Source organism: Acinetobacter larvae (assembly GCF_001704115.1).
In the GTDB taxonomy this organism is placed as follows: Bacteria; Pseudomonadota; Gammaproteobacteria; order Pseudomonadales; family Moraxellaceae; genus Acinetobacter; species Acinetobacter larvae.
This window is the reverse complement of sequence record NZ_CP016895.1, coordinates 2,850,530-2,864,690: the sequence shown is the minus strand read 5'-3', so window position 1 is coordinate 2,864,690 and position 14,161 is coordinate 2,850,530. Positions and strand designations below refer to the sequence as shown.

The following is a 14,161-nucleotide window of genomic DNA, read 5'->3' as shown; positions in this document are numbered from 1 at the left end:
ATAGAGTTTAAATAAGAATTGGCATGAGCTGATTATATTTAACCTCTGTGATTTATCACAGTATCTTGACCTGACGAAGGCAAGATAAATCATTAACAGATTAGAAATTGAGTCTGAAATAAATTGTTCAACTTGATTTGTTTGAAAAGACAAATTGAGAACTAGTAAATGAACACTGAATCAAGCGTTTTGGTATGTGAATTTAGATTGAAGCTGTACAGTGTTTAAGTACACGAAACTTCGAACTGCGATGTTGTTAGTGCTCCTTGTAGGTGCTTGCGACTGTTTGGGGTTGTATAGTCAAGTAATTAAGTGCATGTGGTGGATGCCTTGGCAGTCAGAGGCGAAGAAAGACGTGATAGCCTGCGAAAAGCGTCGGGGAGGCGGCAAATATCCTGTGATCCGGCGATGTCTGAATGGGGAAACCCACCTACTTTAAGGTAGGTATCAATAACTGAATACATAGGTTATTGAGGCGAACGAGGGGAAGTGAAACATCTCAGTACCCTTAGGAAAAGAAATCAATTGAGATTCCCTGAGTAGCGGCGAGCGAACGGGGAACAGCCCATTAAGTCATATTTGTTTTAGTGGAATGCACTGGGAAGTGCAAACGTAGAGGGTGATATTCCCGTACACGAAAGAGCAAATATGATGATGTCGAGTAGGGCGAGGCACGTGAAACCTTGTCTGAATATGGGGGGACCATCCTCCAAGGCTAAATACTCCTGACTGACCGATAGTGAACCAGTACCGTGAGGGAAAGGCGAAAAGAACCCCTGTGAGGGGAGTGAAATAGATCCTGAAACCGCATGCATACAAGCAGTGGGAGCTCCATTTTGGAGTGACTGCGTACCTTTTGTATAATGGGTCAGCGACTTATATTCAGTAGCGAGGTTAACCGTATAGGGGAGCCGTAGAGAAATCGAGTCTTAATAGGGCGTCTAGTTGCTGGGTATAGACCCGAAACCGGGTGATCTATCCATGAGCAGGTTGAAGGTTGGGTAACACTAACTGGAGGACCGAACCCACCGTCGTTGAAAAGCCGGGGGATGACTTGTGGATAGGGGTGAAAGGCTAATCAAACTCGGTGATAGCTGGTTCTCCCCGAAAGCTATTTAGGTAGCGCCTCGGACGAATACCATTGGGGGTAGAGCACTGTTTCGGCTAGGGGGTCATCCCGACTTACCAAACCGATGCAAACTCCGAATACCAATGAGTACTATCCGGGAGACAGACTGCGGGTGCTAACGTCCGTAGTCAAGAGGAAAACAATCCAGACCGCCAGCTAAGGCCCCAAAATCATAGTTAAGTGGGAAACGATGTGGGAAGGCATAGACAGCTAGGAGGTTGGCTTAGAAGCAGCCACCCTTTAAAGAAAGCGTAATAGCTCACTAGTCGAGTCGGCCTGCGCGGAAGATGTAACGGGGCTAAAACTATGTGCCGAAGCTGCGGATGTATACTTATGTATACGTGGTAGGGGAGCGTTCTGTAAGCCGAAGAAGGTGGATTGAGAAGTCTGCTGGAGGTATCAGAAGTGCGAATGCTGACGTGAGTAACGATAAAACGGGTGAAAAACCCGTTCGCTGAAAGACCAAGGGTTCCAGTCCAACGTTAATCGGGGCTGGGTGAGTCGACCCCTAAGGCGAGGCCGAGAGGCGTAGTCGATGGGAAATTGGTTAATATTCCAATACTTCTGTGTAATGCGATGAGAGGACGGAGAAGGTTAAGTCAGCCTGGCGTTGGTTGTCCAGGTGGAAGACAGTAGGCATGCATCTTAGGCAAATCCGGGGTGCTCTATGCTGAGAGTCGATAGCAAGCTAGTTTACTAGCGAAGTGGCTGATACCCTGCTTCCAGGAAAAGTCTCTAAGCTACAGTTACACAGGAATCGTACCCGAAACCGACACAGGTGGTCAGGTCGAGTAGACCAAAGCGCTTGAGAGAACTCTGCTGAAGGAACTAGGCAAAATGGTACCGTAACTTCGGGAGAAGGTACGCTGCTGACGGTGATTCCCCTCGCGGGATGAGCGGTTGGCAGCCTCAGAAACCAGGCCGCTGCAACTGTTTATTAAAAACATAGCACTCTGCAAACACGAAAGTGGACGTATAGGGTGTGATGCCTGCCCGGTGCTGGAAGGTTAATTGATGGGGTTAGCGTAAGCGAAGCTCTTGATCGAAGCCCCAGTAAACGGCGGCCGTAACTATAACGGTCCTAAGGTAGCGAAATTCCTTGTCGGGTAAGTTCCGACCTGCACGAATGGCATAATGATGGCGGCGCTGTCTCCAGCAGAGGCTCAGTGAAATCGAAATCGCTGTGAAGATGCAGTGTACCCGCGGCTAGACGGAAAGACCCCGTGAACCTTTACTGCAGCTTGACATTGAACTTTGACCTTACTTGTGTAGGATAGGTGGGAGGCTTAGAAGTGGTGACGCTAGTTACCATGGAGCCATCCTTGAAATACCACCCTGGTAATGTTGAGGTTCTAACTCTGGTCCCTAATCGGGATCGAGGACCATGTCTGGTGGGTAGTTTGACTGGGGCGGTCTCCTCCTAAAGAGTAACGGAGGAGTACGAAGGTGCGCTCAGCGTGGTCGGAAATCACGCGTAGAGTATAAAGGCAAAAGCGCGCTTAACTGCGAGACCAACAAGTCGAGCAGGTACGAAAGTAGGTCTTAGTGATCCGGTGGTTCTGTATGGAAGGGCCATCGCTCAACGGATAAAAGGTACTCTGGGGATAACAGGCTGATACCGCCCAAGAGTTCATATCGACGGCGGTGTTTGGCACCTCGATGTCGGCTCATCTCATCCTGGGGCTGAAGCAGGTCCCAAGGGTATGGCTGTTCGCCATTTAAAGAGGTACGCGAGCTGGGTTTAGAACGTCGTGAGACAGTTCGGTCCCTATCTACCGTGGGCGTTGGAAATTTGAGAGGATCTGCTCCTAGTACGAGAGGACCAGAGTGGACGAACCTCTGGTGTACCGGTTGTGACGCCAGTCGCATCGCCGGGTAGCTATGTTCGGAAGGGATAACCGCTGAAAGCATCTAAGCGGGAAGCCTACCTCAAGATTAGATTTCCCTTGGAGTTTATCTCCACTAAAGAGCCGTTGAAGACTACGACGTTGATAGGTTGGATGTGGAAGCATGGCGACATGTGAAGCTGACCAATACTAATTGCTCGTGAGGCTTGACTATACAACACCCAAACAGTTGTTGTATAAAGCTCATTCGATTCATTTAAAATCAAATCTACTTGATTCATGTGAAATTCTAGTTACAATACAGACCCAGTTCTAATCCGTTAATAACTCATTTGGTTAAGAAAGTATGGCACTGAATAAAAATGTTCAGATCAGACCAGAAATCACCATAAACAGTTGTGCTGGCGACAATAGCAAGAGTGAACCACCTGATCCCTTCCCGAACTCAGAAGTGAAACCTCTTCGCGCTGATGGTAGTGTGGGGTTACCCATGTGAGAGTAAGTCATCGCCAGCTCATTATTCTAAAATCCCCCAAATTAAACTTGGGGGATTTTTTTTTGGCTTGAATTTTATGCTAGTGTTGAATTTTAGTGTTGATTTAACTGGCGTGCAGCATCTCGTAAAGCAGTCCGTAAGCCTTCTTCTAAGGTTGGGTGATAAAAAGGTTTATTTAATACATCCGTGACTGTACGTTTGTCACTTATACACCAGCATAATAAATGAGCAAAGTGCTCTGCGGCTTCAACAAAGAGTTCTGCACCTAAAATAATACCGCTATGCCGGTCGACATAAATCTCTACCGCGCCGATATTTTTAGCCAGTACCAATGCGCGACCTTGGCGTTGATAAGATACTTTCCCAATAATAAAATCAATATCTTGTTGTTTTAATGCGCGATAGCTTTGTCCTACGGTTGCCATTTCTGGTGAGGTAAAAACGATAGCAAGAGGGGTGTGTACATCAATATTTTTTAAGTGTGGATAATTAAAGCAATTTTCAACTACAGCACGTCCATCAAGTGCTGCTTCATGTTGGATAGGGCGTGCACTATATGCATCACCGACCACAAAAATCGGATAATGTCCGAGCTGTTTGGTTTGTAAATTAATGGGAAGATTTTTTAGGTCATTAAATGCAGGATTAATCTTATATAAATCTAGATGATCTAAATTGCTTTTACGTCCTGCAGCAGCCAGTACATAATCGACATCTAAGCTCTTTTGTTGACCATGTTCGGTGTAATCGAGTTGCACATGATCAGCGACACGCTGTAAATGATCGGGTTGCGTATGCAACTTGATATTGAGTGTTGTGACAAAATATTCACGGACTAATTTTTCTAAATCTGGGCTGCTGAGTGCACCGACTTTGTTACTACGTGCAAATACCGTGATTTCAACACCTAGACGTTGCATGGCTTGTGCTAATTCTAAAGCGATGACACCACTGCCAATAACCGCCAAGCGCTGCGGTAATTGTTTTAACTCAAAAATTTGATCTGAAGTAATGAGTTTATCTTGTAGTTGTTGTTTCCATTCTGCTTCAACAAAAGGACTAGAACCAACGGCTAAGATAAAGCTTTTGGCTTGAAATTGTTTTCGTGCTCCATGCGCTTGTTGTACTTCTACGGTTTGTGCATCGATAAAACGTGCAAAACCAGAAACTTTGCTATGTTCTTCCCATGCGAGAACATCTTGCACTGTCGCTTGGGTAAAACGATCTCTTAACTGCTGGACGCGTTGCATGACTTTGGAGCGATCTAAGTGTATTGGTTGCTCTGGGTATAATGCCAATTCTTCCGCATGTAGAATGTCATGCATGCGGTTGGCAGTTGAGATCAGGACTTTACTGGGCATACAACCAACTCGTGCGCAGGTGGTATCCCATGGTCCGTGGTTAATAATCAGGATATTAGAACTGTGTTGAATTGCGGCTTTATATGCGCTGATACCGGCAGAGCCAGCACCAATAATAATGATGTCGTACATAAGTAATTGATCTTTTTGTTAATCATACGACTTAATATAGGCAAAAGCCTGTATGCATACAGGCTTTATTGCAATTTTTTACATATTCTCTGCTTGTGGTATTGCGCAATTGCGACATGAAGCTTTTAGATTGCTGTCCCAATAGAGGTACTCAGTGTCGGTCGTACTGAATTTGACTGGCAAGCAGCCATGAGGCAGGCAGTACAGAGTACAACAAAGATTAATTTTTTCATCATGCGTATTCAGATCAATAAAAAGTTATTCATCATCGAGTAAATCCATTTGTTTGGCAAGCTGATAAAGGTTACTACAACGGTTACCTGTACGACAGAACATCAGGATAGGCTTTGAGAGTTGGTTATAATGTTCCGCAAAATCATGAACATCTTGCTCAGTGATTTGTCCTGAAACCACCGGTTGAAATACATAACTGAGCCCAGCTGCTGAAGCGGCTTGTTCAATTGCTGCACTCGTTGGTTGGTTGCTACCGCCTTCAAAGTCTGGACGATTATTAATGATCGACTTAAAACCTTTTTCGACAACTTGGCTAATGTGTTCTGGTCCAATTTGTCCTGCGAATCCAACAAGTTCAGTCATTTGTTACTCCGTGATGCAGTTAAATTTTAAAAATATGTTTGAGGAATTGTTCTATTCACTCTGGCGCGTGCATGTTTATGACAGCATGGCTCCATACGGATTCATCATAAGATAATCTGACCAGATCGGCTACTGTATTTGTAAATTAAGCTGTTGATCGGTTTTGAGTTGATTATTTTGTACTACATGATATTACTTGTGAGCGTTGAGCTGTTAAAATATAGCAAAGTTATCATTTTCCTTATACTTTATAATTGCATATCTCAACTATATGCTGAAGATCATAGCTTCTCAGCTGTACCATATGCGCACAGATATTCTGTCGATCCTTGACGCGATGCAATGGCTAGGTGCAGTGATGTCAGTGGCACTGAGACCGCATCACACAGTTTGGAGTTCATTATGTTTATTGTATGCCCATCTTGTTTAGCGAAAAATCGTGTACCCGAAGAAAAAATGAGCCAACAGCCCAGTTGTGGTCGTTGTCAGCACGCATTATTGCCACAAGCACTGATCGAATTAAACGAAGCAAATTTTAGTAACTTCATTCAAAACAGTGATTTGCCTATCTTAATTGACTTGTGGGCAGCGTGGTGTGGTCCTTGTAAAATGATGGCACCTTATTTCGCCGAATGTGCGCGACAAAACCCGCAAGTGATCTTTGCCAAGATCGATACTGAGGCAAACCCAAGATTAAACCAAGCTTTTCATATTCGAAGTATTCCAACCTTGGTACTGATGAACAAGAGTACCGAAATCGCGCGAATCAGTGGTGTATTACGCAGCGCTGAATTGCAACAATGGCTTAACCAACAACTATCTTCCCAATGGAGTTAATGTGTCCGAATCTCTCTCAAAACCCGAAGGAACTTTATCGCTACAAACCATCGCGATGCCAGCAGATACCAACTGGAGTGGTGATGTTTTTGGTGGTTGGATTGTGTCACAAATGGACTTGGCTGGTGCTATACACGCAGAACGTTTTAGTAAAGGGCGTTGTGCAACCATTTCGATTAATCAAATGACTTTTTTGGTTCCAGTGAAAGTTGGCGATGTAATTAGTTGCTATACCAAAATTTTAAAAGTAGGGAATACCTCAATTCAAATGCAAATTGAAGTCTGGGACAGTCATGATGACTCTCGTTTGCCGAAACGTGTTACTGAAGGTGTCTTCACTTTTGTGGCAGTTGATGCCCAAGGTGCCAAACGGCAAATTCCTGAACAATCTAAACAACGCTTTTTGGCGCAAGTATCACAAGTATAATGTTATGACATCCAATTAAAATCTTTGGTGTCTTGTGCCAGCAGCAATAAGATATTTTCAGGGGCTAATGTGCAGGACCGTACTGCAAAATCTTAGCCCCTTTTTTGCTGGCATTTATTATTGTTCTTTTTTCTGTTTTGGTAACCATGCCCAAATCATTTGACATTGAATGGGCTCTTGTCCTGCATCATCAAGCACTGTGACGGGAATCAGTAGCTCCCCCTTCGGGTTATCTAAAATAAAACGTTGTTGTTCGGCAGATAAGCTGGCTGTGGCGGTGAGACCACCTTTGGCAACTTTTAAGTAATCTACATGTAGAGATTTGATTAATAAAATACGGTCATCTGGAATATGTAAACCAGTGAGGAAACCTGTGGCGGTTTCGGCTAGCAGTGCCATAGCCGCCGCATGTACACCTTTGATATGGTTTTGCATATTACGTTGATTTTCAATGCGAACCTTGACCTGATTGGCATTCACATCTAAATAACGAATATTGGCAGTACCGACCATGGGCACAACACGACCAAATGCTTTGGACCACAAGGTGCTGCGTATAGCTTTTGGGAATCTTGATGTCGCTTTGACCAATTTAGATAAGCGATTAGTTTGAGTCATGCTAAATAACCTATAGATGAATTCAAGGCAATGGTACGACCGTACATTGAGCATACTGGCGATCGCACCATTGTTGTTTTTAGTCTTTAAAATTATTGAACTGTAAAGGCAGCCCAAATTGCTCTTGTTTTAAGAATGCCATCACTTGTTGTAAGGTATCGCGCTTCTTATCGGTGACACGGATTTTATCGCCTTGGATAGAAGATTGCACCTTAATCCCACTGTCTTTAATGGCTTTATTAATTTTTTTAGCAGTGTCGCTATCGAGTCCATCTTTGAGTTTGATCACTTGGACGATATGTTTACCTGATGCACTCATTTTTTGTGGATCAAGTGCTTGAATATCAATTTTCCGTTTGAAAAAGTGGTTTTCAAGCATGTTATAGACTTGCTCGCATTGGAAATCACTTTCAGTGGAGATCTTGATTTCTTTTGCTTTTTCATTGAGCTCAATTGAAACGTCTTGACCACGGAAATCAAAGCGGGTGGCAATCTCTTTTTGCGTGTTTTGTACCGCATGATTAACTTCAAAAATTTCTAATTCAGATACAATATCAAAAGAAGGCATAGTTTAGACCTTTACAAATGGAAAGAATATCTGAGATGCTAGGGATGTTTTCTTCTTTTGCCAAGTGTTTGTTTACATCAAAGGAGTACGCAATGATCCGTAAACAAGAAATTACGACTTTCGACTTCCCAGAAAATGCTGTGATTTGGGATGTTCGCGATGCCAATTCTTTTTCTGAAGGTCACATTCAAGGTGCGGTCAATCGCCCCATAGATGGTTTAACTGCGGAAAGTCTTGCCGAAGTCGCTGCGGATCAAACCATTTATATCTTATGTGGAGGCGGCAGCAAAGCACCGCGCGCTGCCGAGAAGCTAGAAGGTTTGGATGATACACGTGATTATGTTGTATTAATGGGAGGAACGCGGGCTGCGCGTGCTGCGGGTATGGACATCATCTAATGATTTAAAATTAGAATTTTGCTCGCACAGGATTGAACAGAACTCCAATATCTGACTTAAAACAAGGTGTAGGAAAGCATGCTCATACTGTGTTAGACCAAAGGAGCAAAGCATTTGCGCTTTGCTCCCAAAAAAAATGATCATAGTGATCAACGTCATAAAAGATTTTCATCGACCATCTAAATAGCACCGCAATGTTGCAATGGCATCGCTTTCAGGGTTTATTCGCACTATAGCGAAATACTATAGTGAAATATCGTAGTGAACTATTGTGATGATCAGGCAACGACTCTTTGAATGCAAAAGCTAAAATAAAAACCAATCCTGAGCAAAAGAAAAAATTGACTCTAGAAAATACAATTTAAAAATAATTGCTTACATTATTTTTGATCTGCTCTGTACACTGTTCTCAAAATTTATTGCGATAGATTCATGCCGCTTTTGAGCATTCTGGCAAGACATCATCTGTGATCAATGATTGATATCGGCAGCTTGAAATTGGCTCCCTGTTAAGGGGTAAAAGTGGTACTCGTCAAAGAACAATAAACGCGCGACATTAGTTGCAATCAAAACTAAGGCTGAAAAGGATTAGCCAGAAATAGTAATGTTTTTACTGAGAAATTTGCCAATAAATTTTCAATCATAGTGTTTTAAACAGTTGGGATGTTTGAACGCTTAACCCTAAAAACCGCAACAGTATTTTGACAAGGCCAAACTTTAGTAGCTCAAAGCATCGCCAGCGATGTGCTGTCTCATTTGGCGTTTGCGTTGTGATCGCTCTGTTTTTATCTGGCTCAAGTGTTTTATCGACCCATTGCTATCATGCAAAAGTCATTGCGCCATAACGCTATAGATCCGCACAAGACAGGAGAAGACATTCGAACTTTATGAACACCTACTGATACCACGACGTGATTTGCTTTGCACATGATGTGCTTGACCTTAAATTTAAATACCTGACCTTAAATTTAAATAGAGGTGAGTAACTGGCGTGGTGTATGCAGTCATTGAAACTATTCATGGAATGAATTGAATATGCAAAACAACACAAAACAAACTTCGAATCAATTAAGTAGCGCGTTAAAAACACGACATCTCACTATGATGTCGATAGCCGGTGTAATTGGTGCCGCTTTATTTGTCGGTTCTGGCAGTATTATTGCTGAAGCTGGTCCAGCTGCCATATTGGCGTATTTGGCTGGCGGGGCATTGGTGGTCTTTATTATGCGTATGTTGGGAGAAATGGCAGCGACCTCACCCGATACTGGCTCATTTTCAACTTATGCAGACCGTGCTATTGGTCGTTGGGCTGGATTTACCATTGGTTGGTTATACTGGTGGTTCTGGGTACTGCTGATGGCGTGGGAAGCCTATGTGGCAGGCTTAATTTTACATGAATGGTTTCCCGTGCTGAGTGTTAATGTATTTACGCTGTTGATGACCTTGATCTTGATCGCAATTAACTTTATGAAAGTCAGTAAATACGGTGAGGTTGAGTTTTGGTTTGCCTTGATTAAGGTGGTTGCCATCGTGATTTTTATCGTGGTGGGACTGTTGGCGATTAGCAAACTGTGGCCTTTGGCATCGACCACAGGCATGAGCAATCTGACCCGTCATGGTGGGTTTATGCCGAATGGGGTGGGACCCGTGTTGATTGCTTTGTTAGGAGTAATGTTCTCATTCCTAGGTGCTGAAATTGTCACCATTGCCGCGTCCGAATCTAAAAATCCTGTCGCGCAAACACGTAAAGCCATTAAGTCGGTGGTGTGGCGGATTTGCCTTTTTTATATTGGTTCAATTTTCTTAATCGTCTGCATTGTGCCTTGGAATGATCCATTATTAAGTCAAACAGGCTATGGTGCGTATCGGCGTACTTTTGAAATACTCGGCATTCCAGGGGCACAATGGGTGATGAATTTTGTGGTGCTGACTTCAGTGAGCAGCTGTTTTGTTTCGGGGCACTATACTGCGTCACGGATGCTGTATTCCTTGTCTAAACGTGGTGATGCACCGGCGTTATTTCAAAAAACACAAGCCAATGGGACACCGATCTTTGCGGTTTTGGCATCCTGTGCGGTTGCATTGTTTATTGCTTGCTTAAACTTCTTCGATGCTTTGAAACCACGTGAAATTTTGGATATTTTGATGAATACCACAGGCATGATCGCCATGCTGGTGTATTTGGTGATAGCTATATCTCAAGTCCGTTTGCGACGTAAAATGGAGTTGCAGCAGCAAGATATCAAACTCAAAATGTGGCTCTTTCCTGGGCTGAGTTATGTGGTAATTGCTTTTATTAGTTTGTCTTTGTTGGCAATGGCGTTTATTGAACAATATCGCTTATTGGTGCTTTCGACTGGTGTGGCAGCTGGGTTGGTGATGTTGATCGGGCTATATGTACAATTTCGTGCGCAGCGTAAAAAGAATGCTGCTGTGGTATACCGACACCGTTATCGTTAAGTTGCTTGCAAGGTCATGCTGCACGCTGATCAAAATACTGGCTTGTGGCTTGTGGCTTGTGGCTTGTGGCTTGTGGCTTGTGGCTTGTGGCATTGCGGCGATGGGCGGGCAATAATGCTTGACAACCTGAGCATTTGCTACGCCCTAAAGCTTAGTTTGAACCCGTCTGTGGTGGAACAATATGATGTTCTTTGAGGCATTGTCTGAGGACGCTAAAAGCCACTAGCATTTCTTTTTCTGCCACACAAGCAAAGCCGAGTAACAAGCCCTTTTCTGCATGGCGGCGAATATAATAAGCCGACAGGGCTTTGACTTTTACCCCGCGTACAAAAGCCAACTGGGCGATGGCAAGATCATCGGCATGTTCTGGGAGTTTGAGTACCAAATGTAAGCCAGCTTCATGGCTATATTCATGCACAAAGTCCGTGCCTAAATAGCGCTCAATGAGCTCGATTAAAAAGCCACGACGTTTACTGTATAACAAGCGCATCCGTCGAATATGGTCGGCATAATGTCCCTCTTGAATAAACTCAGCCAAGGCGCGTTGCATCAGTGTATGCCCACCGCGATAGAGCTCTGTTGCGATAATACTTAAGGTCGCTACCAGATTTTTCGGCACCACCATATAACCGACACGTAACGCTGGATAAATCGTCTTACTAAAAGTACCCATATAAATCACGGGGGTATTTTCTTCTAAGCCTTGCAAAGAGGGAAAAGGTTGTCCTGAAAAACGGAACTCACTGTCATAGTCATCTTCAATGATCCAGCTTTTATGTACGCGGGCTAATTCTAATAATTGCTTACGTCGCGCCACACTCAGATGCGAGCCCAACGGATATTGATGCGAAGGGGTGACAAAAATCAATTTTGGAATAGGTGCCTGACTATCTGGCACGATGCCTTCATGGTCGACTGCCATTGGATGAATATTTAAACCATTCATTCGTAAAATATTACGAGCCCCCCAATAGCCTGGATCTTCAATCCAAACATGGTCTTGGTTATCACATAAGACCCGTGAAATAAAATCGACCGCTTGATGTATGCCATCGGTAATCAGGATTTGATCGATATCACAGCGTACTGAACGGGCAATGCGTAAATATTCCGCCAACGCTTGTTTAAGGGCTAAGCTGCCGCCATCACTGCCATAAATTAGGCTTTCAATTTCGGGTTGGCGACTGAGTCGCATCTGAATTTTACTCAGTTCAGCATGTGGAAACTCCGTGACATCGGGTACGCCTGGGACAAAGGCACCCCATTGAATGGGAGCCGCAGCGGCATTGTTTAAAAAGACAGTACCGCGTTGTGATAGATCGGTGAGATTCATAGCAGTTTTTTGCGTTGGCAATGCTGTCTTGCCAGGAACATTAAGATAACTTTCTGGTAATACCTCGGCCACCCAGGTGCCGCTGCCAATTGCCGCTTGTACATAGCCTTGTGCTTGTAATTGTTCATAGGCATTGAGAATGGTATTGCGTGATACATTTAATTCTTGTGCTAAATCACGCGAAGCAGGTAAACGGGTACGCGGCGGTAGTACCCCATCCAGAATAGCATCACGCAGACAATTAAATACCCGTCGATATAGTACGCCTTGTTTTTGTTGTTGCAGTCGTTGTAACAGATGATCCGCCAATAAGCTCTGCACGTTATTTCTCCATATCCCTGATTTATAGATTATTGTTTTTTTGATGCTGCTGCATCAAGCACTTTCGTCAACAACAGCAGTAAGGCGCATATAATAGATGCCAGAAACTCTCAGCCTTACTGAAAGACTGAGAGAAAGGAGCGCAAATCGACCTCTGCTCACTGGTGCAGCCAGATGCTGAACCAGCGCTATGTGCTATGGGACAGATTAAAACGAGACCATTTTGGCTGGATTGAATAACGCGCCTAGACCATAGGCACTTTTTGCAATAGGAATCACCACGGGGGCAAGGGTGCGACCAAATAAAATATTTTGATGGTCGATGTTGCTCAGCATATTAAAGTCATCTGACTGACCGACAAAGTCGTCGGCAATGGCTTTACCAATGCGTACCGTTTGTGCCACACCATGACCACTCCAACCATGTACCGCATAGATTGGATAGTGTTGACCAAATTTACGACTATCTACCGCGCCATTGACCGTGAGATCGGTAGTACCACTCCAGACAAAATCCATTTCAACGTTTTTCAGTTGTGGGAATACCGCGGCAATACGTTGCTCTAAATAGTTTTTAGTCCGCTCAGGTGACCAGCAACTTCCTGTGCCTTGACCACCAAATAACAGACGGTTTTGCTGAGCAGGACGGTAATAGTCGATTTGGAACTGCGTATCATAGACTGGATGACCATAGGGGAGAATACGTTCAATGTCGACATCCAAGGGTGCGGTGGTACTGACATAGGTATAAAAAGGAATGGTGGTTTGATTGTGTTCAGCTAAAAGTTTAAATGAGGCATGGTGTACCGCAAGCACTACTGATTTTTTTGCTTTGACGACGGCATCGGCTGTTTTGACATAGATGCCATCTGGTTTTTCTTCGATTGCCAATACTTCGGTTTGCTCATATAGCCGACCACCATTTTGGCAGAAGCCATAGATTAAACCACGGTTTAACGCGAGGGGATGGATTTGCCCACCGAGTTCATCGATTAACCCACCGTGATAATAATCGGACTGGATATATTCCATCAGTTCGTGTTTGCCCGCGATACGGGTATGATCTTCGCCCAAATATTTACGCGCATCTGCACCTTGGGTTAGCCCGACCAAATGCCCCTCATGCACAGCCGCAGTAATATGCCCACGACCACGGCGCAATTGTAGTTGGTACTTGTCGGTGATTTCATCGATGAGTTGCATCGCTTCGGTCGAGGTAAAATGCCATAATTTTTTGGCATCTTCATAACTTAACCGGCTTGCCATTTCTTCAGCTTCCCAACGTGCTAGCCCAGGTGTGAGCTGACCACCGTTACGCCCCGATGCGGCATTGCCAACGCGATTTTTCTCAAGCACCACGGTATCGACACCTTGTTCCGCCAAATGCAAGGCACTGGACGAACCTAGTAGACCAGCACCGATGACCACGACATCACATTCGAGGTCTGCTGTTAAACTGTCAAAATGATGCCAATCCGCCAATGAGCTTTCATAATAGTTGGCCGGATTGGTGATCTCTGCGGAGATGCGCTTGGGATTGACCCAGCTCCATTCTTTGCCCATTTGCGTGGCTTGACTGGCTTTAAATTCAACATCATCTAAAAATTGTGGTTTATTGATGTTAGACATCATCGAAC

Annotated in this window: 10 protein-coding genes and 2 rRNA genes; 6 read left to right on the top strand and 6 right to left on the bottom strand. The window is 44.1% G+C overall.

Annotation, left to right across the window (positions count from 1 at the left end; all coding sequences use genetic code 11):
* Window positions 1-298: 298 nt before the first annotated feature.
* Window positions 299-3,190 (top strand): 23S ribosomal RNA (locus BFG52_RS12760).
* 186 nt (window positions 3,191-3,376) lie between these two features.
* Window positions 3,377-3,491, top strand: a 5S ribosomal RNA gene (gene rrf / locus BFG52_RS12755).
* Window positions 3,492-3,564: 73 nt separating this feature from the next.
* On the opposite strand, the gene BFG52_RS12750 is transcribed toward rrf, so the two are convergent.
* A complete protein-coding gene (locus tag BFG52_RS12750) occupies window positions 3,565-4,965 on the bottom strand; it encodes a dihydrolipoyl dehydrogenase (RefSeq protein WP_067556911.1) in 1,401 nt (466 codons plus the stop codon).
* Window positions 4,966-5,223: 258 nt separating this feature from the next.
* Entirely contained in the window at window positions 5,224-5,562 is a 339-nt protein-coding gene (locus BFG52_RS12745; RefSeq protein WP_067556908.1) for a TIGR01244 family sulfur transferase, read from the bottom strand.
* A 402-nt stretch (window positions 5,563-5,964) separates the two neighbouring features.
* Here BFG52_RS12745 and trxC point away from each other — a divergent pair, with 402 nt between their 5' ends.
* On the top strand, window positions 5,965-6,399 hold the full coding sequence (gene trxC / locus BFG52_RS12740) for a thioredoxin TrxC (protein WP_067556905.1): 435 nt from the start codon (window positions 5,965-5,967) through the stop codon (window positions 6,397-6,399).
* Between the two features lies 1 nt (window position 6,400).
* Entirely contained in the window at window positions 6,401-6,826 is a 426-nt protein-coding gene (locus BFG52_RS12735) for an acyl-CoA thioesterase (RefSeq protein WP_067556902.1), read from the top strand.
* Window positions 6,827-6,943: 117 nt separating this feature from the next.
* On the opposite strand, the gene BFG52_RS12730 is transcribed toward BFG52_RS12735, so the two are convergent.
* A complete protein-coding gene (locus BFG52_RS12730) occupies window positions 6,944-7,444 on the bottom strand; it encodes a DUF4442 domain-containing protein (protein WP_067556899.1) in 501 nt (166 codons plus the stop codon).
* Window positions 7,445-7,523: 79 nt separating this feature from the next.
* Window positions 7,524-8,012 (bottom strand): YajQ family cyclic di-GMP-binding protein, encoded by a 489-nt coding sequence (locus tag BFG52_RS12725; RefSeq protein WP_067556897.1) that lies wholly within the window; start codon window positions 8,010-8,012, stop codon window positions 7,524-7,526.
* A 92-nt stretch (window positions 8,013-8,104) separates the two neighbouring features.
* On the opposite strand from BFG52_RS12725, the gene BFG52_RS12720 reads away from it, so the two are divergent.
* A complete protein-coding gene (locus tag BFG52_RS12720) occupies window positions 8,105-8,410 on the top strand; it encodes a rhodanese-like domain-containing protein (RefSeq protein ID WP_067556894.1) in 306 nt (101 codons plus the stop codon).
* 1,035 nt (window positions 8,411-9,445) lie between these two features.
* A complete protein-coding gene (locus BFG52_RS12715; RefSeq protein WP_067556889.1) occupies window positions 9,446-10,870 on the top strand; it encodes an amino acid permease in 1,425 nt (474 codons plus the stop codon).
* Window positions 10,871-11,021: 151 nt separating this feature from the next.
* Here BFG52_RS12715 and pdxR read toward each other — a convergent pair whose 3' ends face one another.
* Together pdxR and BFG52_RS12705 are read right to left on the bottom strand one after the other, a co-directional pair.
* A complete protein-coding gene (gene pdxR, locus BFG52_RS12710) occupies window positions 11,022-12,524 on the bottom strand; it encodes a MocR-like pyridoxine biosynthesis transcription factor PdxR (RefSeq protein ID WP_067556886.1) in 1,503 nt (500 codons plus the stop codon).
* 207 nt (window positions 12,525-12,731) lie between these two features.
* Window positions 12,732-14,153 (bottom strand): NAD(P)/FAD-dependent oxidoreductase, encoded by a 1,422-nt coding sequence (locus BFG52_RS12705; RefSeq protein ID WP_067556883.1) that lies wholly within the window; start codon window positions 14,151-14,153, stop codon window positions 12,732-12,734.
* Window positions 14,154-14,161: the final 8 nt, after the last annotated feature.